Below are 21531 nucleotides of genomic sequence, written 5' to 3' on the forward strand. Positions count from 1 at the left end.
GGGGGATCCCGGGGCAGATCAGACCGGCGCGGGCACCGGCGTCGACTCTGGTTCCTCCGGTGCCGGCCGGCGGCCGATCGATGCGAGCGGCTCCCGCATCCCGGCGCGGACGAACCCGAAGATCAGATAGACCAGCAGCACCGCATGCACCCATACGCCCAGGTTCACCCCGCCGATCACCCACCACTTCATCGGGGCGCCCGAGGTGAGGATGCCGAACAGCCGGAAGATCGTGAGATCCAGGGAGAGGTCGGCGATCAGGTAGGCGACGATGACCGACCAGTGAATCCGCAGCAGCACGAACAGCGGCAGGATCCACAGCGTGTACTGCGGGGAGTGCACCTTGTGGAACAGCATGAACCCGGCCAGCATCGCCGCGCACACGCCGAGCCACGGGTAGGCCCCGCCATTGCGGTACACCCGCCATCCCAGGTAGATCGCGAGCGCGAACGACGCGACGATCAGGATCGGTGAGAGCACCCCGACGAGTGAGTTGTAGGTGTCGTTCTGGCCACCGGTGAGATGCCGCAGACCCCAGTACCAGATCGAGTTGGTGTCGACGTCGGCCCGGCGTTTGCCCTGGAACGTCAGTGCCGCCTTCCAGCCGTCGTAGCCGAGGATCATGAACGGCAACTGCACCAGGATCACTGTGATCGCCGCGGCCGCGGCCACCCACACCGCGCCCACCCAGTCGAGTGCCTTGCGGGCGCCGGCGACCACCGGTGCGCCGTCGCCGCGGGTCAGCACGTAGATCGCCAGCGGTAGGACGAAGAACCCGGGATAGAGCTTCAGACAGAACCCGATCGCCAGCAGCACCGACGCGACGATCCCGCTCGTGCGGAGACTCCACCGCCGTTCCCCGGTCGCCGGATGCAGGCTCGCACCCCATGCCATGGCCGCGACCGCGGCGACGGTGGTGGCCACCACCGGTAGCTCCCAGTTGTGGAAGGCGTAGAGCACCAGCGGCGGTGTGGCCGCCCACCACAGCACGTTCCAGCGGGTCAGCACCGCGAGCATGATGGTGATGGCCAGACCGAACGGTGCCAGCAGCAGTGCCGAATGCTGGAAGAACTGCAGGTCGGTGTGCGCACCGATCGCGCCCAGCCACATCAGCAGCCCCGACAGCACCGGGTACTCGACGACGCCGCCGAACAGCTGGCCGTCGGCGCCGATCCCGCCGTGGATGTAGGGGAAGACGTGATTGTTGATGTCGCGTCCGACCCACAGATACATCAGGTCCGAATAGCAGGGGACGATCGCGTTCGGGTCGCCCACCGGCCAGCGGTGACTGCGCCCGTCGGGGAAGTACGGTTCGCCACCGCACGCCGCCTTCACCTGGTGTCCCCAGGCCAGCAGCAACAGTGTCAGCAGCAGCGACACCGTCAGGATCAGCACCATGTCCCCGCGGCGCGAGAACGTGAAACGCCCGTACCGATACAGGGTGTTCAGGCCCTCAGACATGGGCTACAGGGTAGGGGGTCGTCGACGTCCCATGCCCGGCTACCCTGGGCGAAGAGGACGATTTCGCAGGTCAGGGCAACCTCGTGTATCTTGGACGGGTTGCCGACGCAGGCGACCCTCCTGCCGCGGACAGTCCGTGGCCGATGAGCCCATAGGAGGTGATGTGGTCACATGCGTCATTACGAATTGATGGTTATCCTCGACCCGAATCTGGACGAGCGCACCGTTGCTCCGTCGCTGGACACGTTCCTGAACGTGGTCCGCACTGATGGTGGCAAGGTCGACAACGTCGACATCTGGGGCAAGCGTCGTCTTGCTTACGAGATCGCCAAGCACACCGAGGGCATCTACGCCGTCGTCGACCTGAACGCCGAGCCGAAGACGGTCAGCGAGCTGGATCGCCAGCTCAAGCTGAACGAGTCGGTGCTGCGTACCAAGGTCCTGCGGAAGTAATCCACAGGCTTCTTCTGGATGTGCCGAGTTAGTCGGTACCGGGCCCTAGGGTGACACCCATGAGGCCACGATCCGTTCGTGGCCGCAGCCCGGTGCACATCGATCGACGAGTGCCCAACCACGACCAAGGGGAGACACATGGCAGGCGATACGGTCATCACCGTCATTGGCAATCTGACAGCCGACCCGGAACTCCGGTTCACGCCGTCGGGTGCCGCGGTGGCCAACTTCACGGTGGCCTCCACTCCGCGTACCTTCGACCGCCAGACCAACGAGTGGAAGGACGGCGAAGCGCTGTTCCTCCGCTGCAACATCTGGCGTGAGGCTGCGGAGAACGTCACCGAGAGCCTGACCAAGGGCTCCCGCGTCATCGTTCAGGGACGGCTCAAGCAGCGTTCCTACGAGACCCGCGAGGGTGAGAAGCGCACGGTCGTGGAGCTCGAGGTCGATGAGATCGGCCCCTCGCTGCGATATGCCACCGCCAAGGTCAATCGGGCCTCGCGCGGCGGTGGCGGTGGTGGCGGCGGCTTCGGTTCGTCTTCCGGTGGCGGCGCAGCCCGCAGCGGAGGCGGATCGGCGCAGTCGGTGCCCGACGATCCCTGGGGCTCTGCACCCGCGAGCAGTGGGTCGTCGTCGTTCGGCGGGGACGACGAACCACCTTTCTGATACATACGCGAACCTGTGGCGACGTCTACCCACGTGCGTTCGCAAGCATTTTGACTGGAGCAACACATGGCTAAGCAAAAAGGCCGGAAGGTTCGCGTCGAAAAGGTCACCAAGACCAAGGCGTGTTCCTTCTGCAAGGACAAGAAGTCCGTCATCGACTACAAGGACACCGCGCTGCTGCGTCGTTTCCTGTCCGACCGCGGCAAGATCCGTTCGCGTCGCGTGACCGGCAACTGCGTGCAGCACCAGCGCGACGTCGCCGTGGCCGTCAAGAACTCGCGTGAGGTGGCCCTGCTGCCCTTCACCTCGACCAGCCGATAAGCGGAAGGGAAGAGAACACACATGAAGCTCATCCTGACTGCTGCCGTCGAGAACCTCGGCGAGGCCGGCGATTCTGTTGAGGTCAAGGACGGCTACGGCCGCAACTACCTGCTCCCGCGTGGGCTGGCCATCAAGGCCACCCGTGGCGCGGAGAAGCAGGTCGAGGACATCCGCCGGGCGCAGGCCGCCCGCGAGGTGCGTGGCCTCGAGCACGCCAACGAGATCAAGCAGGCCCTCGAGGGTCTGTCCGGCGTCTCGCTGACCGTCAAGACCCACGACTCGGGCAAGCTGTTCGGTTCGGTCACCGCCGCCGACATCACCTCCGCCATCCGTACTGCGGGTGGACCGGTCGTCGACAAGCGCAACGTCGAGTTCCCCAAGGGCCACATCAAGGCCACCGGCTCGTACCCGGTCGTGGTGAACCTGCACGCCGACGTCACCGCAACCGTCGAGGTTGCCGTCGTCGCGGGCTGACACCTGCACGGACACAACGAAACCCGCCGGGCACACAGTGTCCGGCGGGTTTTGTCGTCGACCGGGCCCTCGAACTCGTTGACCGGGCCCTCGAACGCGTTGACCGGGCCCTCGAACGCGTTGACCGGGCGCTCGAATCCGTTGACCGGGCCCTCGAACGCGTTGACCGGGCCCTCGAGTTCGTTGACTGGGCGCCCGAATCCGTTGACTGGGCGCCCGAATCCGTTGACTGGGCCCTCGAGTTCGTTGACTGGGCGCCCGAATCCGTTGACCGGGCGAAGGCCCGCTACTTCGGCGGCGGGGGTGACGCCGGAAGCTGGTTCCAGTACTGCAACCGCGGTGGCAGATACCGTGGGGCGGGATTCGCGCTGTGCGCCTTGGTGTCCCAGGCCGGGAAGAAGAACTTGTGCCAGCCCGGGGTGAAGATCAGGGCACGAGCACCGGTGCGGCAGGCGACGGTGTCGGCGCGCGGGACCGTGCAGGTGACCCCGCCGATCGTCACCCGCTGACCGACGCGCAGCTGCGGCGGCCGGAAGCCGGTCTTGGAACCGAACCGGTAGGTCGGGTCACCCAGACCCGGCTGAACCCACCACGGGCCCTGCTGGTCGCCGGCGATCGCCGCACCCAGGGCGTTGCGTGGGGCCGTGGCCGGACGGCCCTGACAGCCGACGTAGCGGTATTGCGGGCCCACCTGGCACATCCACCTGCCGGTGGTGAAGAAGGAGCGTCCGTTGTCGGCGTAGGCCAGGGAACGGTAGTGGTCGGGATCGACCGGTGTGTACCGGGCCAGGTCGAACTCGACCGGCATCGTGGGGCCCGCAGGCGCGGCCTGCGCGGCGGGGGAAGACATGGTCGCGGGAAGCCCGAGGATGATTGCCGCCGACACCCCGACGGTGGCGATCATGCGGGCGACACCGGCCGACGATCGGAACCTGTGCACGGTCCCCATTGCAACACAGCGCGGGTCGGTTGTGAGTCACATCTCCGCATTCGTCGTCCCAAGCGTTGGTCAACCCTGTTCCACGCAGAGTTCATCGGCTGGTCAACAACTGTGAGTTGTCGAGTATCACAACACGCCCGGCATCCACATTCCCCCGACACGCCGTGGGAACAAAGAAGTTGTGCCTGTGGAATTTGAGAACCGCCTTGACCTGCACGGATGGGAGCATTCACACGCGAATTCCCCAGATATTCCACAGTGGGTGCACAACGGCTCCTGCGCTGCTCACACGCCCTCCACAATCGCTGCACAGGTTCATGCACAGGACGGTTTGAGCTGGTGCCGCCGCAGCCCCTAAGGTCAGCGCACAGACCATTGCACACGTGGCATGGGAGGGAATCCGGCCCCGTTTTTGTCGGAGTCGCGGGGTAATGGTTGATCCCGGTTGTAGGGGAAGTTTCGGTGTCGATCTCGGCGCCGGCCCCGTTCGGTGGAAGGTTGACGTTCAGTGGCTGTTGTCGATGATCGGGGGCACGACGGCGGATTCGACGGCGGCCGGAAAGGCAAGGGCGATTTCCGCGGCAAGGGCCGCAAGGACGACTTCGACGACGCCGACATCCCGGCCGAGGAGTTCGGCCGGCAGCCTCCGCAGGACATGGCCGCCGAACAGTCCGTCCTGGGCGGCATGCTGCTGTCCAAGGACGCCATCGCCGACGTGGTCGAGCGCATCCGTCCCGCGGACTTCTACCGCCCGGCCCATCAGGCCGTGTACGACGCGATCCTGGAGCTCTACGGGCGTGGTGAGCCCGCCGACGCGGTCACCGTCGCCGCCGAGCTCGAGCGCGCAGGCGAACTGCGCCGCGTGGGCGGTGCGCCCTACATCCACACCCTGATCTCGACGGTGCCGACCGCGGCGAACGCCGGCTACTACGCGGAGATCGTCGCCGAGAAGGCCATCCTGCGCCGACTCGTCGAGGCGGGCACCCGCATCGTGCAGTTCGGCTATGCCGGCGCCGACGGCCAGGACGTCGCCGAGGTCGTCGACCGCGCCCAGGCCGAGGTGTACGAGGTCACCGAGCGCCGCACCGCCGAGGACTACGTCCCGCTCGAAGAGCTGCTGCAGCCCACCATGGACGAGATCGACTCGATCGCCTCGCGGGGCGGTCTGTCGCTGGGCGTCCCCACCGGCTTCGCCGACCTCGACAAGCTCACCAACGGGCTGCACCCGGGGCAGATGATCATCGTCGCGGCCCGCCCCGGTGTCGGCAAGGCGCTCGCCCTTGACACCCCGCTGCCCACGCCCACCGGCTGGACCACCATGGGTCGGGTGGCCGTCGGCGACCGGTTGCTCGACGCACACGGTCGCCCCACCACGGTCGTCGCGGCGACCGAGGTGATGACCGACCGGCCGTGCTTCGAGGTCGAGTTCAGCGACGGCAACGTCCTCGTCGCCGACGCCCAGCACCAGTGGGTCGCCGACGTCGACGACCAGACCCAGGTGATGACCACCGAGACCCTGCGGGGGCATGTCGGCAGTGCGGTCATCCGCAACACCCGGCCGCTGGAGCTGCCGCGCCGCAACTTCGCCTACGGGCCCTACACCGTAGCCGCCCTGGCCGGGATGGCCTTCGACGACCCCGAGATCGGCATGCGGATCGACGCCGAGGGGCCCGTCGACGTGATGACGTTGATGGCCGACCTCGGTGGCCGGATTCCCTATGAGTACCTGCGCGGTTCGATCGCGCAGCGTCGTGCGCTGCTCGCCGGACTGCTCGACGCCCGCGCGATCGTCGACGACGACGGTTGGATCATCGTGCCCGCCGCCACCCGTCACATGACCGAGGTGGTGGCCGACCTGGTGGCCGGTCTGGGCTACACCTACCGCCGTTCGGCCACCGGCTGGTTGCGCGTCGACGCCGACGACGACGTGTTCACCGTCCATCACAAAGCGGTGCGGCACAAGGAACTCCGTCGTCGATCCGGTGTCCGCCGGGTGGTGTCGGTCCGTCCGGTCGACAGCGTGCCCGTGCGATGCGTGCAGGTGGACAACGAGGAGCACCTCTACCTCGCCGGTGAGGCGATGGTTCCCACCCACAACTCCACTCTCGCAATGGATTTCCTGCGGTCGTGCTCGATCCACAACGGCCTGACCGGCGCCATGTTCTCGTTGGAGATGAGCAAGACCGAGATCGTCATGCGCCTGTTGTCGGCGGAGGCGAAGGTCAAGCTCGGCGACATGCGCGGCGGCACCATGACCGACGACGACTGGACGCGACTGGCCCGCCGGATGGGCGAGATCTCCGAGGCTCCGCTGTTCATCGACGACTCACCGAACCTGACGATGATGGAGATCCGCGCCAAGGCGCGTCGTCTCAAGCAGCGCAACGACCTGAAACTCGTCGTGGTGGACTACATGCAGCTGATGACCTCGGGTAAGAAGGTCGAGTCCCGACAGCAAGAGGTCTCGGAGTTCTCCCGCCAATTGAAGCTGCTGGCAAAGGAACTCGAGGTTCCGGTGATCGCGATCAGCCAGCTGAACCGTGGACCCGAGCAGCGTACCGACAAGAAGCCACAGGTCTCCGACCTCCGCGAGTCGGGTTCGCTGGAGCAGGACGCCGACATGGTGATCCTGCTGCACCGCCCCGACGCCTTCGAGCGTGACGACCCGCGTGCCGGCGAGGCCGACATCATCGTCGGCAAGCACCGTAACGGTCCGACCGCGACAATCACTGTGGCACACCAACTTCACCTGTCGAAGTTCGTGGATATGGCGCGTGGCTGAGTAGCTGCCGCTATCGGTGAGTCTTGAGACTAGTGGTTCGTTTCTGAAATTGTTTGACGGTTGGCCTTTTTCAGGATTTCATCGGCGGTCTTGGTCCAGACGAATGGGTGTTTCCGATTGTTCCAGCCGGTGATGAATTGCCGGATCTTGGCGTTGAGGTCGGTGACGCTGGTGAAGATGCCGCGGCGGATCGCTTGTCGGTCGATGATCGCGAACCACACCTCGATCAGGTTGAGCCAGGAACCCGAAGTCGGGGTGAAGTGGGTGTGGAACCTCGGGTGCGCCTGTAGCCAGGCCCGTACTTCGGGGGTCTTGTGGGTGGCGTAGTTGTCCATGACCACGTGCAGTTCCTGGTCAGGGTAGGCGCGGTCGATCTGCCGGAGGAACGACAGGAACTCCTGGCGCCGGTGTTTCGGCTTGACTGCTGCGGTGACTTGTCCGGTCGCGATCTCCAACGCGGCGAACAACGTCGTGGTTCCGTGACGCTTGTAGTCATGGGTACGTCGTTCCACATCACCGGGCCGGACCGGCAGCATGGGGGCGGTCCGGTCCAACGCTTGGATCTGGCTTTTCTCGTCCACACACAGCACGATCGCATTGTCTGGTGGGGCCAGATACTCCCCCGACCACGTCGGTGACCTTGGCTACCAACTCCGGGTCGGTGGAGAACGTGAATGTCTCGGTTCGCCAGGGTTGTACCCCGTAGGCCCGCCATGCCCGGGCCACCGTGGCGTTACCGATACCGAGGTGCTCGGCCAGCAACCGTGAGGACCAGTGGGTGACCCCGTACTTCTTCGGTGGTGGCTTCAGTGTTGTGGTGATGATCCGTTCGGGATCGACATGTCGGGGTCGCCCGGTCCGAGGGGCATCGTCGAGACCGCATATGCCTTGCTGGATATAGCGTTTACGCCACTTCCATACCGTTGTCGTGGTCGTTGCGGTTGCGTCCGCGATCCGTGCGTTCGCGAGCCCGTCAGCGGCCAGCAACACGATCCGGGCACGCAACGCCAGGCCCGAAGAGATCGTCGTGGCACGCGTCCACGACAACAACACATCCCGATCACCATCCCGAAGGATCAATGCTGGGGCCGGAGAATTCGCCATGCGGTAATTCTCACAAATCCACAAGAATTTAGGAACTAACGACACGAACCACTAGACGGGTGGGCTTGAGGAACGACCTGTCGCTTCGTCGCGTCAAGAAGCCACTGCGGTCGCAGTATTCGTGATGGCTGTGCGAGCTAGTGTCGCGAACGCAAACGGTAGTCGTTAGTTTGCTGCCAGGCTCGTCGACCAGCCGGAGATGGTCGATGGCGCTACCGAGGAACTGCCACACGTATTCCTGGAACATACGGAATCGTGTCGCTTCGGATAACCACCGGTCTGCCGGACGGGGTGTGTTTCGGCACCCCGTGGGGCGACGCCGGCGATGGCCTCGAGCGAGACTATCCGGGCAAAGTGGGCTAAGCCCGCCGAGGCGATAGAGCGCCTGGCTGAGCGGATTGGTGACCCCAACGACTTCGGGGTGAGGCCTGATAGCTCTCTTGCTGGTGACGATCGAGCCTCGCACCCGTTCGAGGTCAGTCAGACTCTGCGCCATCTGATCAAGAGGAATGATCAAGACCTGTGGATCTGGGAGGGCGTGCCTTCCCGCAAATATGATCCCGGTAGTCACTTGATCAAGTCAGCGTTGCAGCGCTGGCGGAAAGGCACGCCTCGTGCTCACGGTAGTCAACACCAATGAAGGTTCCAACCCGGCCGACGATCAGAGCCGCTCGATCCTCGATGAGATCGTGCGTGACGGCGCCCGACAGATGCTTGCCGCGGCGCTACGCGCGGAGGTGGCCGCCTACATCGACCAGTTCGCCGATCAGGTCGACGAGAACGGGCACCGACTGGTAGTCCGTAACGGGTACCACAACGCGCGGGAGGTGATGACCGCCGCGGGTGCGGTCACGGTGAAAGCACCGCGGGTCAATGACAAGCGTGTCGACCCCGAAACCGAGGAGCGGCACAAGTTTTCGTCGAAGATCTTGCCCGCGTGGGCGCGTAAGAGTCCGGAGATCTCCGCGGTGCTGCCGTTGCTGTATCTACATGGGCTGTCCTCGGGTGATTTCGGGCCGGCGCTCGAGCAGTTCCTGGGGTCGGGCGCCGGACTGTCGGCGGCCACGATCACCCGGCTGACCAAGCAATGGCAGAAAGAGGCCGCCGCCTTCGCCGACCGGGCTATCACCGCCGACTATGTGTACCTGTGGGTCGACGGTATCCACCTCAAGGTGCGTTTGGAGCAGGAGAAGCTGTGCCTGCTGGTGATGATCGGGGTCCGCGCCGACGGCAAGAAGGAACTCATCGCAGTCGCTGATGGGTATCGGGAATCGACCGAGTCGTGGGCGGATCTGCTGCGGTCGTGCAAACGCCGCGGCATGCCGGCGCCGGCTCTGGCCGTCGGGGACGGGGCGCTCGGCTTCTGGGCCGCGATCCGGGAGGTGTTCCCCGACACGCGTGAGCAACGATGCTGGTTCCACAAACAAGCCAATGTTCTTGCTGCGCTACCGAAATCAGCCCACCCCAACGCGATCAAGGCGATGCAGGAAATCTACAACGCCGAAGACGAACACCACGCCCGCCAAGCGATCACCGCGTTCGAGAAAGCCTACAGCGCCAAGTACCCGAAGGCCGTGGCCAAGATCGTCGATGACGACGACGTGCTACTCGAGTTCTACCGGTACCCGGCCGAACACTGGATACATCTGCGCACCACCAACCCGATCGAGTCCACGTTCGCGACCGTGCGACTGCGGACCAAGGTGACCAAAGGCCCCGGATCACGGGCCGCCGGCATCGCGATGGCCTACAAGTTGATCGAGGCTGCCCAATCGAAATGGCGGGCGGTCAACGCACCGCACCTGGTGAAACTGGTCCGTGACGGCGCCACCTTCGAAAAAGGCAAACTCGTCGAACCCGACCCCAACTCAGACTCCGAGGAGGCCGCCTGAAACTCGCCCATCCACAGGTCTTGACAATAACTCGGCGATGAGTGATGGCCGGTCAGAAGAACTTCGACGCCGACGGCGCGACCTTCATGATCTCGGTGGCCGCCGAGCTCGCCGGCATGCATGCTCAGACCCTGCGGACCTATGACCGCCTCGGTCTGGTCACCCCGCAGCGGACGAGTGGCGGCGGTCGCCGCTACTCCTCCCGCGATGTCGACCTCCTGCGTGAGATCCAGCGTCTCTCGCAGGAGGAGGGTGTCAACCTCGCAGGTATCAAACGGATCATCGATCTGAGCAATCAGGTCGAGGCGCTGCAGCAGCGCGTCCGTGAGCTCACCGACGAGGTCGCCGCGTCGCGGAACCGCCGCGGCGGCGAGCTCGTCCCGGTGCCCCGGACCAACGCCCTCGTCGTGTGGCAGCCGCGTCGTAAGCGTTCCGCCGACTGAGTGAACTGTCTCGTTTCACGAGACGCGAACCGACCGATCTCCCGAGGAGGCCGGTCGGTCCGCGTACGTTGGATGTATGGCATCCGACACCGTCACCACCGTTGACTCGGGCCCACATCGTGTTTCACGGCGCATCGTCGTCGACGCACCGGCCCACGAGGTCTTCGCCCTCATCGCCGATCCGCATCGTCACCACGAACTCGACGGTTCGGGGACGGTGCGCGACACGCCGGTCAAGGGGCCGGAGAAGCTCACTCCCGGTGCGCGATTCAGTGTCGGTATGAAGCAGTTCGGTGTCCCGTACACCATCACCTCCACCGCGACCGACGTCCAGACCGACAAAGTCGTCGAATGGAAACACCCCATGGGCCATCGCTGGCGTTGGGAGCTGGAGGCCACCTCACCGACGACCACTCAGGTCACCGAGACCTTCGACTACTCGACGCTCAGGATCCCCAAGATCATGGAACTGATCGGCTACGACAAGAAGAACGGTCAGGGCATCGAGGACACGCTGCGCGCGCTCGCGCAGCGGTTCGCCTGATCCCCGTGCTGTCACCTCACGACGCGAGCCAGAGGCGTCTCCGGGCCACCGATCTGATGGCTGCCACCGTGGCGACCGAGAAATCGCTGTGCTCGTCGTCCAGTGTCTCGAGTATGTGGGAGAAGTACTCGCGAGAGGTGATCCCGAAGGTTTCGAAAATCTCCTGGTCAGAGCCGCCGCCGTGCCGGTACCACTGCGCCAGGAAGTCCAGGGGCGTCGTCTGGTTGTCGGCAGGGAGGTTTCGTCGCTCATTGTTCGGACGGAGTTGATGGACGGTCATGGCTTCCTCCTCTGAGAGTGGCGGGCGGGTAGGTCGGTCGTCGTCACTGCGCTGCAGTGCGTTCTGCCTGTAACGCGGCCTCGAGTCGGCGAGCGACCTCGAAGAGCTGCGCCTCTCGACCCGGGCGGCCGATCACCTGCAGTCCCAGGGGCAGACCCTGATCGTCGCGGGCTCCCGGGACGACGACGACGGGCAGGCCGAGAAGCTGCCACGGCCTGCTGAGGATCGGCGAGCCGGTCGCGTCGAGGCCGGCGGGCGCCGGGCCGAGGGCGGCGGGTCCGACGATCACCGCGTTGTCCCCGATGATCGAGAAGAGCTCGGTGCGGGCCAGATCTCGACGATCCAAGGCGTCCCGGTGGGCGGAATCACGCACCAGACGTCCGTCATCGAGCAGGGCACGCAACTGCGGACTCAGTGACTCGGATTGGGCTGTGTGGACCGGTGCGAGCCTCCGACTCGCCTCGTACGACATGACGGTCGAGTGATCGTCGGAGAGGGTCCGCACCGCATCGTCCCACTCGAGCCGGCCGTAGCCGAGCCCTGCGGTCGAGAGGATCGCCGGGAGCGATTCAATGAGATCGAGCATCGCGGGATCCAGGACGCCGAGGTCGCTGCCCCTCCACATGAGTACTTCAGTGCCCGCGGTCTCACCGGACGCCGACGCGGGATCGCCGGTGAAAGCCGAGTAGACGTAGTGGAGATCGTCCACGGTGCGCGTGAGAATGCCCAGAGAGTCCAGGGTTTCGGACATTCCGGTGACACCGGCGAGGCTCGCGGACCCCTGCGCGAGCACCATCCCGGCAACCCCGCAGTATGACGCCGGTCGAGTCAGCGAGCCCGCTGTCTGGGTGCCCAACGCGATCAGGACGGTACCCGCGCCGACCGCGGCCGCCGACCCACTCGACGAGCCTCCGGGAGTGTGGTCCAGAGCATGTGGATTGCGCGTCGGTCCCGGGGCGAAGTAGCCGTATTCGGTGGTGACCGTCTTTCCCTGGATCACCGCGCCCAGTTCGCGCAGGCGGGCGATGCACGCCGCATCCGATGCCGCGGGACGGTCAGAGGTCGTCACGCTCCCGGCGCGGGTGGGCAGGCCGGCCACGTCGATGAGGTCCTTGACCCCGACGGAGATCCCGCACAAGGGCAGGTCTCCCGGCCGGGCATCGACAGCACGGGCGTCGATCGCCCCGGCGTCGTCGACGACGGAGTCGGACAACGTGACCCACGCCGCGAGATCAGGTTCCCGGCCGGCGATCTGTTCCCGGGTTTGCGTGACCAGGTCGCGCGCGCTGAGGACACCGTCGCGCACCGCAGCGGCCTGATCACCGAGCGGGAGGCTCCAGTGGTCGGTGTTCATCTCTCCTCCAGTGTTTGTCCGGTGGGACGATGTGTAGCCCGTCAACCGCGCGGGACGGTCGTCCATCCGGGGATCGTCGTGCGGGTCGAATAGCCCTGCGCTGTCATCTCTTCGACGACGCGCTCCCGGAATCCGTCCACATCGGCGGCTTCGGGGACGACGACGATGACCCCCCGGGCGATCGCGAGCAGGCCCAGATCGATGGCGAGGCTCGACACCGACCGCGAGTTGTGCGGAACGGACACGTGGTGGGATGCCGCCCGCCCCGTCGCGACCACCTCGACGATCGGCACCACCGTCAGTCCGTCAGAAGTCTTCTCGCGCAGACGTTGTGACGCCCGCTGTGCGGTCGGCAGATCGGCGCATGACAACACCACCGGTTGCTCACCGGTGTCGGTGAACGCGTCCTGGTCGCGCTTCAGGTCGCAGGCTCGGTCGACCACCGCGATGAAGAAACTCTCGGTGGACAGACTCTGGGGTGGATCGAGAGCCACGGTCACGGTCACCTCCGGGATCGGTACGTCGGTGGTGGAACTCTCCGTCCACAATCCCGCGGGCGCCATCGGAGGGTTCGATGAGCGGACCACCGCGGACCACGAAATGCCTCGTCGGTCAGGTGAGTCCGGTGAGCGGTCCGGGCTCTCGATCCACTCGTTCTGCTGCTGAACCATGCAGAAAGTCGAGAAGGTGAGGAAGAAAACGACTATGCGAGACACAGACAGTACGTGCGATCCGGCCTGGGACGAGGTTCTCACCGAGCTCGCCGAGAGGCGCTCGGAGTTTCACAAACAGGGCTACGTACCACGCGATTTCATCGAGAAGTTCTTCCCTCTTGGTGTCTACCGTCACGCGACCCCGGAGAAGTTCGGGGGTGAGGTGATCCCGCCCCATGAGTTCCTCACGATGGTGGAGCGAATCGGACGTGTGGACGGTTCCACGGCTTGGGTTGTCGCCTTCGCGTCGTCGAACACATATCTGGGTGCCCTGCCCGTCGAGACGCAAGCCGAGATCTACAGGAACGGACCGGATGTCGTCGCGGTGGGTGGTCTGTTTCCCATGCAGAAGGCAGAACGGACAGAGACCGGTTTCCGCGTCAGCGGGCATTGGAAGTTCGCGAGCGGCTGTATGGCCGCCGACTACATCAGTGTCGGGTTGCTGGACGAGTCGGCCGGGGGCAAACCGCGTGCAGCCGTCCTTCCCGCATCCCGCGTCACCACGGTGGACAACTGGGACGTGTCGGGTATGCGGGCCTCGGGGTCATTCGACACGATGGTCGAGGACGCCGAGATCCCTCTGGACTGGACGTTCGTCCGCGGCGGCAAACCGCTGATCGACGAGCCCCTGTTCCGGTATCCGCTGATCGGCTACCAGGCGCAATGCCACGCCGCGATCGGACTCGGAGTCGCGCAGGCTGCCCTGGACTACGCGCAGCAGGCCGGCTCCTACCGAGGGATCACAGGGGCGCCGCCGGTCGGCGAACGCGCCTACCATCGCACCGAGTTCGCGAAAGCCTATGTGGCGCTGAAGTCTGCGCGGGCGTATTTCCTCGATGTCGCAGAGGAGGTGTGGGAGACGGTGCGTGCCGGTGATGAGGCGCGCGACGAGCAGAAGGCCCGTATCCGTCTGAGCGCGGTCAACATGTCCGACGTCGCGAGTCAGGTCGTGCACGACATCTCCGCGATCTCGGGTGCAGCGATCATCAACAATTCACACCCCCTCAACCAGATTCGCATGGATGCCCAGGTTCCCCAGCTCCATGCCTCGTTGAGTCAACACATGTACGACGACGCGGGCGCGGTGTTGCTGGGCCTGCAACCGACCACGCCGGGCTTCCTATGACACCCCGGACTGACACCGATTCACCCGTGCTGGAGGAGGAATGACATGAGCATCAACGACCTGGACATCGAGATAACCGCCGACAACGTGCACGACCTGGCCCCCGCGGACCTCGTCCAGAGTGATCGCGTGGCAGGCCGCGTGTACACCGATCCAGAGATCTTCGAACTCGAGATGAAGAACATCTTCGAGAAGACCTGGATCTGGGTAGCACACGAAAGCGAGCTGCCCAAGCCGGGAAGCTTCAAATCGACCTACGTCGGCCGGAATCCGGTCATCGTGACCCGCGACCGTCGCGGCGAGTTCCGCACCCTGGTCAACCGTTGCCGGCACCGCGGCGCGAGCGTGTGCGAACAACCCAGCGGGCAGGCAAACGGCTTCACGTGCCCGTATCACGCGTGGTCTTACGGTCTGGATGGGAAGCTGCGCGGGATTCCCTACCCCGACGGCTATGAAGGCGTCATGGACAAGAAGGACATGGGCCTGAAGACCCTGCGGACCGAGAGCTACCGCGGCATCATCTTCGCCACGTTCAACGAGGACGCCGAACCGCTCGAGGAGTTCCTCGGCGACGTCAAGCTCTGGGCGGACCGGTTCCTCAAGCAGGGTGGCGGGTACCCGATCAAGGTCATCGGCACACATCGCTTCAAGTTCAAGGGAAACTGGAAGATCCAGCTCGAGAACACCACCGACGGTTACCATTTCCCGATCGTGCATCGATCGTGGATGGCCTCTGTCGACGCCGAGACGGCCGACATGTTGAGCTTCATGACCGACCCGGCGTCGACGTGCCACGACCTGGGGAACGGCCACAGCGTCATGCACATGGTCCCCGAGCACATCGACCTCGATGACGACGACGGTTCCGAGCCGCTGCAGCCCCGGTTCGACGATCTCGTGGCGGAACTGAAGTCCGCCGGCGTCGACGACGAACAGATCCGCAAGCTGGTCCGGTCGATGCACGGCACCGGTTCGAACCTCAACCTGTTCCCGAATGTGGGCCTGTCCTCGGCGTTCTTCCGTGTCCTGCGGCCGATCAGTGTCGACGAGACGGTGATCGAACATGTCGCCCTCGGGCCGGACGCGCCCGCGGAGATCGCGGGACCGGTCATCCGTGAGCGCCTGCGCATCCACGAGAACTTCCAGGGGCCTTTCGGTTTCGGAACTCCGGACGATGCGGAGGGGTGGGAACGGGTTCAGCGGGGCGCGCAGACGTCGCCCGAGATGCCCATCATGGTGAACCGTGGCCTGAATCGCGAAACCCTCGCACCGGAGGGTTGGCCGACTTCGCACAGCACCGACGAATCGGGAATGCGTGCCGCCTATCAGATGTGGAAGAAGATGATGAGTGATGACTGAGGCCATCGTGACGAGTCGCCTGGCAGACGTGCGTGTCCAGCGTGCGATCGAATTGATCTGGCGGGAAGCCTATCTGCTCGACAAGAAGGACTACGTCGAGTGGAAAGATCTCTACGCCGACGACGCGATCTATGTGATCCCCGTCGACGCGTCGACCAATGATTTCGACAACGCCCTCAACATGGTGTTCGACGACAAGCGGTTACGCGAGGAACGTGTCAAACGCCTGATCGAGGGCTATGCGATTTCGGCCGTCGACGCGGCGAACACGGTCCGTACGGTTTCCCGTTTCATGCCGGTGGCGGTGACCGACGAGATCGTGGAGATCGCGGCCGGGCAGGTGGTCGTGGCCTTCAAGCGCGGACGCCATGACCTGTGGGCGGCCGACGTCGAATACACCATCCGGCTGGGCGTCTCGGAAGGCGACGACCAGATCGCCAGGAAGGTCATCAGGTTGATCGACTCGGACTCGCCGGTTCCCGCCGCGGGTTTCCTGTTGTGACGCAACAGCAGTGATCACGAGGACAGGCGTCCTGGGGCTTCCCGAGTCCCCAGGACGCCCGTTTTCTGTGTCGGGCAAGAAAACAGTGAGAGGTTCAGAATGAGGATTCTGGTGTTTCCCGCCGAAGAGCGGATGGCAGTAGCAGAGGCGGACGATCTGAAGAGGTTCCAGGTCGACGTTCACGGCGAGGTGACCGAGCCGGGACTGAATCGTGCTCTGGGTGGACTGGGGTATGCGGACGGTGTCGAACACGTGTGGGTCTCCGTCGACGAGCTCGTCCGATCGTCAGGTCGAGCCGAGGATCCCGAGTGGTACAGCGCTTTCGGGAAGATGGTCGAGTACGCCGGATCGAAGGGGTGGACCGACGGGGACGGATCGCACCTACGGGCACACGTCGTCCCGGTGGCCGGCGCATCCGCGTAGAGCCGTCAACGACAAAGCCGTGGTCACCACCGAGATCTCGGAGGTGACCCACGGCTTCGTCGTGGATACGGCCGATCAGGAGTCGGCGGCGGTGCTGTCCGCGTACACGTGATCGTTGGTGTGGTCGGTGCCGGGAGCCTTGAGCAGGAACGACTCCGACGGGTAGCTCGAGGCGAAGAAGTCCGGCAGGTCGACGATCGCGACATTCTCGGTGCGGGTGCGCGTGATCTTCCAGACGCCGTCGACCTTACGGAACGCGTTGTTCAGACGGCTACCGCGGATCAGCGACTTGCCGTCCTCGAAGAGCCACGGCTGGAAGTGAATCCACTGGCCATCGGCCTCGTCGCCGTGAACATGGATCTGCTCGGACGTGAGGTAGTGGGCGTTCAGGAGCAGGCGGGGGTTCTGCTCCTTCGGCCAGAACCGATTGAAGTGCGCACGCAGTTCATCCTTGCCGACGGCCCGGCCGAACTGGTTGTCGTAGTACTCGCCGACGCCCTCCCACACGGCATCTTCGGTGTACAGATCGAGGATGAGCTCGATTCGCTGCGCGTCGTCCACGACTCCGAACTCGGGGCAGGGGGTGTCGCAGAGGAACATGTAGCGGGCCTGGATTCGGCGGATGTCCGCTTCGGCCTCGAGGGCTTCGATGCGCTTGACGAGGGATTCGATCGTGGCGTTGTCGGTCATGGGCTTTCCTTCTCTTGTTGATGGACGAGTCGTCCTGGCGAATCAGGACCAGATGACGTCAGTAGAGTTCGATGACGAGTTTCTCCGTCAGTGCCCGCGAAACACACAGCGCCATCTCGTTGTTGGCGGCTTTGTCGGCGGCGGAAAGGCAGTTGTCGCGGTGGTCGGGTACACCGTCGAGGACTCCGGAGACGCAGGATCCGCAAACGCCTTCTTCGCATGACTTGAAGACCTCGATCCCGTGCTCCTCGAGAACCTGCAGGATCGTGCGATCGGCGGGCACATCGTACGATTCGCCGTCGATCTCGACGACGAACGGACGGTCGCCCGCGGTGTCGATGTCCTTGGCGGTGAAGTTCTCGATGTGGACGTGTCCGGCGCCGACGGTCTCGCCGAACACCTCGGAGACCTGTTCCATGAATCCATCCGGCCCGCAGGTGTATACGTGACTGCGCGGCGTGAGCGTCTCTCTGATCGAGCGGAGGATCGCGGGTTGCTCCCGTCGCGGGACCCCGGGGTGCAGGAGCACGTTCGAGCTGAACTCGACGCCGCTCGAGAGGAGATCGGCGAACGCCATCTCGTCGCGGGAGCGGGCGAAATAGAGGAGTGTGAAAGCCGCTCCGCGGCGGTGGAGTTCGTGTGCCATGTTCAGCAGCGGGGTGACCCCGATGCCGCCGGCGACGAGGACGTGCTGATCGGCGCCGTCGTCGATCGCGAGGAGATTGCGCGGTTCGCCGATCGTGAGGCGGTCTCCCGGAACGACCTCGTGCAGGGCCCGGGAGCCACCCCTCGAATCCGGTTCGCGCTTCACGGCGATCAGCAGCCCCGACAGATCGGACGGTTCACCGCAGAGCGAGTACTGGCGGAGAACGCCCGTCGGACCTGTGACGTCGATGTGCGCGCCGGCCTCATAGGGACGGAACGGCGATCCGTCCTCGCGGACGAGTCGGAGGACCCGCACGTCGCGGGTCTCCTCGACGACCTCGTCGATGACCGCGGTGTGTGATCCGCCGAGCTCCGCGGTTGACGATGATCCGACGGCGGGGGAGGTCCCTGCGTCCTCCGAGATTGTTGTCACGGTGGCCCTTTCTCGTGCTGAGGGCGCGCGCAGGCGGCGCCCTACGGTGCCGATTGTTCTCGTACGCCCGACCAGGCGACATGATGTGGTCCGGTGACCGAACCCACAGCCGGATGGTGCCGAGCGGGAAGATGGAAAGTTCTTTGCTGCAACGGGGTTCGGTGAGCGAACCCGTTCGTTCCGCCGAGGTCTCGCGGCTGCGATCGTGGTCGGCGACACTGTGGACTCGAGTCAGGAGCACAACCATGACCGACGTGACCGTTCGATGCGGCTACGCCGACACCGACCTGGGGCAGTTGCACTACGCGGAGGCGGGCGGGGGCGGAGGTGCTCCGGTGCTGTTGCTGCACCAGACCCCGCGCTCCTGGGATGAATACCGTGAGGTGTTACCGCTGCTCGCAGCCAACCGTCGCGTCATCGCGATGGACATGTACGGATTCGGTCTGTCGGCGAAACCGCCGGTGGGAACGCCGCAGACGATCGAACAGTACGCCCTCGGCGCGATCACTCTCCTCGACGCCCTCGGCATCGAGAAGTTCTCGATCGTGGGCCATCACACCGGGAGTTTCGTGGCGTCGGAGGTGGCCTCGGCGGTTCCTGATCGCGTTGCCGCCCTGGTGCTCTCTGGCGCCGAGTACGCGGACGCGGAGTTCCGTGACACCGTGACCCGGGAGATGCACGGTGAGGAAGTCGAGGGTGGAACCGCCGGTGATGTCGACGTCGCGACCGTCGAGGACGACGGTTCCCATCTCCAGGTGCTGTGGAGCAAGCGAGCACCGGTCTATCCGGATCACCGCCCCGACATCCTCAACCGGTACATCCGCGATGCACTGGCACCCGGCGTCGATCCTGCCGAAGGTCACCTCGCTTGTGCCCGTTACCGGATGGAGGACCGTGTCGACCTGGTGTCCGCACCGATACTGATCCTCGCCAACACCGGTGACCCGGTGTCCTATCCGCATCGTGATCGCGTCCTGACGGCCTATCCCAACGCAACGTCGGTCGAGATGGTCGAGATCGTGGGTGGGACTGTGCCGGTCATGGAACACAAGACGGCCGAAGTGGTTGCCGCGCTTGAGGAATTCTTCGACAAAGTAGGGGTGTGAACCGATGACCGCAGAGCTTTCGCCGACCCAACTGGCATTTCGCGGCGCGATGGCGAACCTGTCCGCCGGCGTCGGCGTGGTCACGACCGACGGCGAACACGGCCGTGCGGGTACGACGGTCACCGCATTGTGCTCGGTGACGGACTCGCCGCCCACGATGGCCGTGTGCGTCAATCAGACGGCCACCGCGCATGACGCGTTCGTGTCGAACGGTCGTATCGGTATCAACGTGCTCGGCCAGGAGCAGCAGGACGTGGCGTTGATCTTCGCGAACGCCACAGACATCCCGCGGGAGAAGCGGTTCGACGACGAGCGGTGGGATCTCGCCGGCCATGGTGTTCCTGTCCTCGAGGGATCGATGGCCTCACTGGTGGGCCGGATCTCGACGGTGGCTCAGCACGGCTCGCATTCGGTGCTCTTCGTGGAGATCGACACCGTGCTCACCTCCGCCGACGGCGGCGGCCTCGTCTACTTCCAGCGAGAGTTTCATGCCGTCGGGTGAGGGCGGGGGCGGTTCGACCACGGCCGACAGTGAGACTCCGCGCATGACGCTCGTCTGTTACAACGACACCCACGGGTGGGGGTGGAAGCATGTGGACTTGTTCGTCCACGATGCCGCCGGCCGCGAACTCGGCTGGGTCCATTGGGGAGTGCCGGAAGACGGTCCCGACGCGGCGGACCGGGTCACCGCGACGGTGGAGCCGTCCCTGCGACGTACATCGGACTGGCGACACTCGCAGAGTGCAAGTGGCATGGACTATTGGGAGGCCGACGCCTCCTGGGCCGACCAGAGCTGATGACGCGCTGCTGCCGGAGACGCGCGTGTGGCTCTCCGGCAGCAGGAAACATCAGACCGCCCAACGCTCGGGACTGCGGCGCGGCCGGGTCGCCGGGCCGCCGAGCCCGCGCGAGATGTCGGCCGAGGCCGACCACAGCGCGTGAAGAACCTTCTGGTCGTCGCGGCGCTCGGCCGCCATCGAGATCGAGATGGCGGCAACGACTCCGCCGGTCGCCGGACCGAACACCGGGACCGCGATGGTCTTGTATCCGGGCACGCAGCGCTGGTTCTCGTCCGAGTAGCGGCGCTCACGGATGGACGCGAAACGTAGGTCACGTTCGCGACGGGTGATCCCGAGGTGGGGCATGGTCGCGGCGTCGAGCTCGCTCGGGGTGAAATCGCCGTAGGCGAGGAACAGCTGACCGGAAGCGGTGGTGTGCATCGGGACGCGGTATTCGACGGAAGCCAGAAGACGCATCTCGCGCCGTCCGGCGAACCGCTCGAGGTAGACACACTCCGAACCCTGCGGTACCGCCAGGTGGGTGACGCCCTTGGTCGCCGAGCGCAGGTCCATCAGGGCGGGCCGAGCCATGGACCGCAGGCTCGCGGGTCCGGGAACGAGCTGTCCGAGTTCGAACATGCGCCAGCCGAGTTGGTAGCCGTCGGGGGTCCGCTCCAGCAATCCGAGGGACGACAGTTCCATGGCCAACCGGTGGGCGCTCGCCTTCGGAACACCCGAGCGCCGGCTCAGTTCGGTGAGACCCATAGTGCTCGGGCCCGCACCGAACGCCGCCAGCAGTTGATGCGCCTTGCCCAGGACGGAGATCGGATGGGTGGTGGCGCCGCTGCCGATCTCGACCGTTTCGGTCTCGGCGATGTTCGACGCTGTGTTGATGTTGACCATTCTTGCTCCCGCTGCCTTGCCTGGGCGTTTTCCATTTGGACAACAGAATTCTGCGCAGATTGTGTTTCCGGTTGCAGCCGGTTCAAGTTACGAATGTGAAACGTTGTCCATTTGGACAACGACTCGCGTTCGGCTGGG

General features: G+C 65.0%; 23 protein-coding genes and 1 pseudogene. 15 read left to right on the top strand and 9 right to left on the bottom strand.

Annotation, left to right across the window (positions count from 1 at the left end):
* Positions 1-18 precede the first annotated feature (18 nt).
* Positions 19-1461, bottom strand: a complete 1443-nt coding sequence (locus Q9K23_RS13445) for a hypothetical protein (RefSeq protein WP_053777210.1) — start codon at positions 1459-1461, stop codon at positions 19-21.
* 171 nt (positions 1462-1632) lie between these two features.
* Between Q9K23_RS13445 and rpsF the strand changes: the two genes are divergently transcribed.
* The 4 genes from rpsF (at position 1633) to rplI (ending at position 3375) form a co-directional block, all read left to right on the top strand.
* Positions 1633-1914 carry a 30S ribosomal protein S6 gene (rpsF, locus tag Q9K23_RS13450; RefSeq protein WP_020793037.1) on the top strand — a complete coding sequence of 94 codons (282 nt, stop codon included), beginning with the start codon at positions 1633-1635 and terminating at the stop codon, positions 1912-1914.
* A gap of 138 nt (positions 1915-2052) precedes the next feature.
* Complete coding sequence (locus Q9K23_RS13455) at positions 2053-2580, top strand: single-stranded DNA-binding protein (protein ID WP_020793040.1); 528 nt, start codon at positions 2053-2055, stop codon at positions 2578-2580.
* A 66-nt stretch (positions 2581-2646) separates the two neighbouring features.
* On the top strand, positions 2647-2901 hold the full coding sequence (rpsR, locus tag Q9K23_RS13460) for a 30S ribosomal protein S18 (RefSeq protein WP_020793036.1): 255 nt from the start codon (positions 2647-2649) through the stop codon (positions 2899-2901).
* Positions 2902-2922: 21 nt separating this feature from the next.
* Positions 2923-3375, top strand: coding sequence for a 50S ribosomal protein L9 (rplI, locus tag Q9K23_RS13465; protein WP_020793041.1), 453 nt, complete (start codon positions 2923-2925; stop codon positions 3373-3375).
* Positions 3376-3661: 286 nt separating this feature from the next.
* Here rplI and Q9K23_RS13470 read toward each other — a convergent pair whose 3' ends face one another.
* Positions 3662-4279 (bottom strand): hypothetical protein, encoded by a 618-nt coding sequence (locus Q9K23_RS13470; protein WP_152972736.1) that lies wholly within the window; start codon positions 4277-4279, stop codon positions 3662-3664.
* Between the two features lie 652 nt (positions 4280-4931).
* Between Q9K23_RS13470 and dnaB the strand changes: the two genes are divergently transcribed.
* Entirely contained in the window at positions 4932-7097 is a 2166-nt protein-coding gene (dnaB, locus tag Q9K23_RS13475; protein WP_261977917.1) for a replicative DNA helicase, read from the top strand.
* A gap of 29 nt (positions 7098-7126) precedes the next feature.
* On the opposite strand, the pseudogene Q9K23_RS13480 reads toward dnaB, so the two are convergent.
* Positions 7127-8201 (bottom strand): annotated as a pseudogene (locus Q9K23_RS13480) (IS630 family transposase).
* A gap of 614 nt (positions 8202-8815) precedes the next feature.
* On the opposite strand from Q9K23_RS13480, the gene Q9K23_RS13485 reads away from it, so the two are divergent.
* The 3 genes from Q9K23_RS13485 (at position 8816) to Q9K23_RS13495 (ending at position 11080) form a co-directional block, all read left to right on the top strand.
* Entirely contained in the window at positions 8816-10093 is a 1278-nt protein-coding gene (locus tag Q9K23_RS13485; RefSeq protein ID WP_053778630.1) for an IS256 family transposase, read from the top strand.
* Positions 10094-10137: 44 nt separating this feature from the next.
* On the top strand, positions 10138-10536 hold the full coding sequence (locus Q9K23_RS13490; RefSeq protein WP_053776706.1) for a helix-turn-helix transcriptional regulator: 399 nt from the start codon (positions 10138-10140) through the stop codon (positions 10534-10536).
* A 76-nt stretch (positions 10537-10612) separates the two neighbouring features.
* Positions 10613-11080 carry an SRPBCC family protein gene (locus Q9K23_RS13495; protein ID WP_020794328.1) on the top strand — a complete coding sequence of 156 codons (468 nt, stop codon included), beginning with the start codon at positions 10613-10615 and terminating at the stop codon, positions 11078-11080.
* A 16-nt stretch (positions 11081-11096) separates the two neighbouring features.
* Here Q9K23_RS13495 and Q9K23_RS13500 read toward each other — a convergent pair whose 3' ends face one another.
* Genes Q9K23_RS13500 through Q9K23_RS13510 form a run of 3 tightly spaced genes read right to left on the bottom strand, consistent with a single transcriptional unit; the run spans position 11097 to position 13214 of the window.
* Positions 11097-11360, bottom strand: coding sequence for a DUF3263 domain-containing protein (locus Q9K23_RS13500; RefSeq protein ID WP_020794329.1), 264 nt, complete (start codon positions 11358-11360; stop codon positions 11097-11099).
* Between the two features lie 43 nt (positions 11361-11403).
* Positions 11404-12714 carry an amidase gene (locus Q9K23_RS13505; RefSeq protein ID WP_053776707.1) on the bottom strand — a complete coding sequence of 437 codons (1311 nt, stop codon included), beginning with the start codon at positions 12712-12714 and terminating at the stop codon, positions 11404-11406.
* A gap of 41 nt (positions 12715-12755) precedes the next feature.
* Positions 12756-13214 (bottom strand): hypothetical protein, encoded by a 459-nt coding sequence (locus tag Q9K23_RS13510; RefSeq protein WP_152972659.1) that lies wholly within the window; start codon positions 13212-13214, stop codon positions 12756-12758.
* A 169-nt stretch (positions 13215-13383) separates the two neighbouring features.
* Here Q9K23_RS13510 and Q9K23_RS13515 point away from each other — a divergent pair, with 169 nt between their 5' ends.
* The 4 genes from Q9K23_RS13515 to Q9K23_RS13530 all read left to right on the top strand — a co-directional run bounded on the left by Q9K23_RS13515 (position 13384) and on the right by Q9K23_RS13530 (position 16837).
* The gene (locus Q9K23_RS13515) at positions 13384-14553 is read left to right on the top strand and encodes an acyl-CoA dehydrogenase family protein (protein ID WP_020791574.1); all 1170 of its coding nucleotides are present in this window, start codon (positions 13384-13386) and stop codon (positions 14551-14553) included.
* Positions 14554-14598: 45 nt separating this feature from the next.
* A complete protein-coding gene (locus Q9K23_RS13520) occupies positions 14599-15912 on the top strand; it encodes an aromatic ring-hydroxylating dioxygenase subunit alpha (RefSeq protein WP_053776710.1) in 1314 nt (437 codons plus the stop codon).
* Positions 15905-16414, top strand: coding sequence for an aromatic-ring-hydroxylating dioxygenase subunit beta (locus Q9K23_RS13525; RefSeq protein ID WP_053776711.1), 510 nt, complete (start codon positions 15905-15907; stop codon positions 16412-16414). The genes Q9K23_RS13520 and Q9K23_RS13525 overlap by 8 nt, the downstream gene beginning before the upstream one ends.
* A 99-nt stretch (positions 16415-16513) precedes the next feature.
* The gene (locus Q9K23_RS13530; protein ID WP_152972660.1) at positions 16514-16837 is read left to right on the top strand and encodes a hypothetical protein; all 324 of its coding nucleotides are present in this window, start codon (positions 16514-16516) and stop codon (positions 16835-16837) included.
* A gap of 75 nt (positions 16838-16912) precedes the next feature.
* Here the strand turns inward: Q9K23_RS13530 and Q9K23_RS13535 are convergent, their stop codons facing one another.
* Together Q9K23_RS13535 and Q9K23_RS13540 are read right to left on the bottom strand one after the other, a co-directional pair.
* Positions 16913-17527 carry a nuclear transport factor 2 family protein gene (locus Q9K23_RS13535; RefSeq protein WP_020791203.1) on the bottom strand — a complete coding sequence of 205 codons (615 nt, stop codon included), beginning with the start codon at positions 17525-17527 and terminating at the stop codon, positions 16913-16915.
* A gap of 58 nt (positions 17528-17585) precedes the next feature.
* Complete coding sequence (locus Q9K23_RS13540) at positions 17586-18518, bottom strand: PDR/VanB family oxidoreductase (RefSeq protein ID WP_053776721.1); 933 nt, start codon at positions 18516-18518, stop codon at positions 17586-17588.
* 332 nt (positions 18519-18850) lie between these two features.
* Between Q9K23_RS13540 and Q9K23_RS13545 the strand changes: the two genes are divergently transcribed.
* From Q9K23_RS13545 to Q9K23_RS13555, 3 genes are read left to right on the top strand one after another with little or no spacing between them, the layout of a single operon-like run.
* The gene (locus Q9K23_RS13545) at positions 18851-19711 is read left to right on the top strand and encodes an alpha/beta hydrolase (protein WP_202927159.1); all 861 of its coding nucleotides are present in this window, start codon (positions 18851-18853) and stop codon (positions 19709-19711) included.
* 4 nt (positions 19712-19715) lie between these two features.
* Complete coding sequence (locus Q9K23_RS13550; protein WP_053776712.1) at positions 19716-20213, top strand: flavin reductase; 498 nt, start codon at positions 19716-19718, stop codon at positions 20211-20213.
* A 43-nt stretch (positions 20214-20256) separates the two neighbouring features.
* Positions 20257-20508: a hypothetical protein gene (locus tag Q9K23_RS13555; protein WP_053776723.1), complete on the top strand. Its 252-nt coding sequence runs from the start codon at positions 20257-20259 to the stop codon at positions 20506-20508.
* Positions 20509-20559: 51 nt separating this feature from the next.
* Here Q9K23_RS13555 and Q9K23_RS13560 read toward each other — a convergent pair whose 3' ends face one another.
* Positions 20560-21393 (bottom strand): IclR family transcriptional regulator, encoded by an 834-nt coding sequence (locus Q9K23_RS13560; RefSeq protein WP_053776713.1) that lies wholly within the window; start codon positions 21391-21393, stop codon positions 20560-20562.
* Between the last annotated feature and the right edge of the window lie 138 nt (positions 21394-21531).

It is taken from the genome of Gordonia sp. NB41Y (assembly GCF_030718915.1).
Taxonomy (GTDB): domain Bacteria; phylum Actinomycetota; class Actinomycetes; order Mycobacteriales; family Mycobacteriaceae; genus Gordonia; species Gordonia desulfuricans.

Excerpts from the sequence above, each read along its gene's own strand:
- Q9K23_RS13445 (WP_053777210.1), bottom strand. The coding sequence starts at position 1,461 with ATGTCTGAGGGCCTGAACACCCTGTATCGGTACGGGCGTTTCACGTTC.
- rpsF (WP_020793037.1), top strand. The coding sequence starts at position 1,633 with ATGCGTCATTACGAATTGATGGTTATCCTCGACCCGAATCTGGACGAG.
- Q9K23_RS13455 (WP_020793040.1), top strand. The coding sequence starts at position 2,053 with ATGGCAGGCGATACGGTCATCACCGTCATTGGCAATCTGACAGCCGAC.
- rpsR (WP_020793036.1), top strand. The coding sequence starts at position 2,647 with ATGGCTAAGCAAAAAGGCCGGAAGGTTCGCGTCGAAAAGGTCACCAAG.
- rplI (WP_020793041.1), top strand. The coding sequence starts at position 2,923 with ATGAAGCTCATCCTGACTGCTGCCGTCGAGAACCTCGGCGAGGCCGGC.
- Q9K23_RS13470 (WP_152972736.1), bottom strand. The coding sequence starts at position 4,279 with ATGATCGCCACCGTCGGGGTGTCGGCGGCAATCATCCTCGGGCTTCCC.
- Q9K23_RS13490 (WP_053776706.1), top strand. The coding sequence starts at position 10,138 with ATGGCCGGTCAGAAGAACTTCGACGCCGACGGCGCGACCTTCATGATC.
- Q9K23_RS13495 (WP_020794328.1), top strand. The coding sequence starts at position 10,613 with ATGGCATCCGACACCGTCACCACCGTTGACTCGGGCCCACATCGTGTT.
- Q9K23_RS13500 (WP_020794329.1), bottom strand. The coding sequence starts at position 11,360 with ATGACCGTCCATCAACTCCGTCCGAACAATGAGCGACGAAACCTCCCT.
- Q9K23_RS13505 (WP_053776707.1), bottom strand. The coding sequence starts at position 12,714 with ATGAACACCGACCACTGGAGCCTCCCGCTCGGTGATCAGGCCGCTGCG.
- Q9K23_RS13515 (WP_020791574.1), top strand. The coding sequence starts at position 13,384 with ATGCAGAAAGTCGAGAAGGTGAGGAAGAAAACGACTATGCGAGACACA.
- Q9K23_RS13520 (WP_053776710.1), top strand. The coding sequence starts at position 14,599 with ATGAGCATCAACGACCTGGACATCGAGATAACCGCCGACAACGTGCAC.
- Q9K23_RS13525 (WP_053776711.1), top strand. The coding sequence starts at position 15,905 with ATGACTGAGGCCATCGTGACGAGTCGCCTGGCAGACGTGCGTGTCCAG.
- Q9K23_RS13530 (WP_152972660.1), top strand. The coding sequence starts at position 16,514 with ATGAGGATTCTGGTGTTTCCCGCCGAAGAGCGGATGGCAGTAGCAGAG.
- Q9K23_RS13535 (WP_020791203.1), bottom strand. The coding sequence starts at position 17,527 with ATGACCGACAACGCCACGATCGAATCCCTCGTCAAGCGCATCGAAGCC.
- Q9K23_RS13545 (WP_202927159.1), top strand. The coding sequence starts at position 18,851 with ATGACCGACGTGACCGTTCGATGCGGCTACGCCGACACCGACCTGGGG.
- Q9K23_RS13550 (WP_053776712.1), top strand. The coding sequence starts at position 19,716 with ATGACCGCAGAGCTTTCGCCGACCCAACTGGCATTTCGCGGCGCGATG.
- Q9K23_RS13555 (WP_053776723.1), top strand. The coding sequence starts at position 20,257 with ATGACGCTCGTCTGTTACAACGACACCCACGGGTGGGGGTGGAAGCAT.
- Q9K23_RS13560 (WP_053776713.1), bottom strand. The coding sequence starts at position 21,393 with ATGGTCAACATCAACACAGCGTCGAACATCGCCGAGACCGAAACGGTC.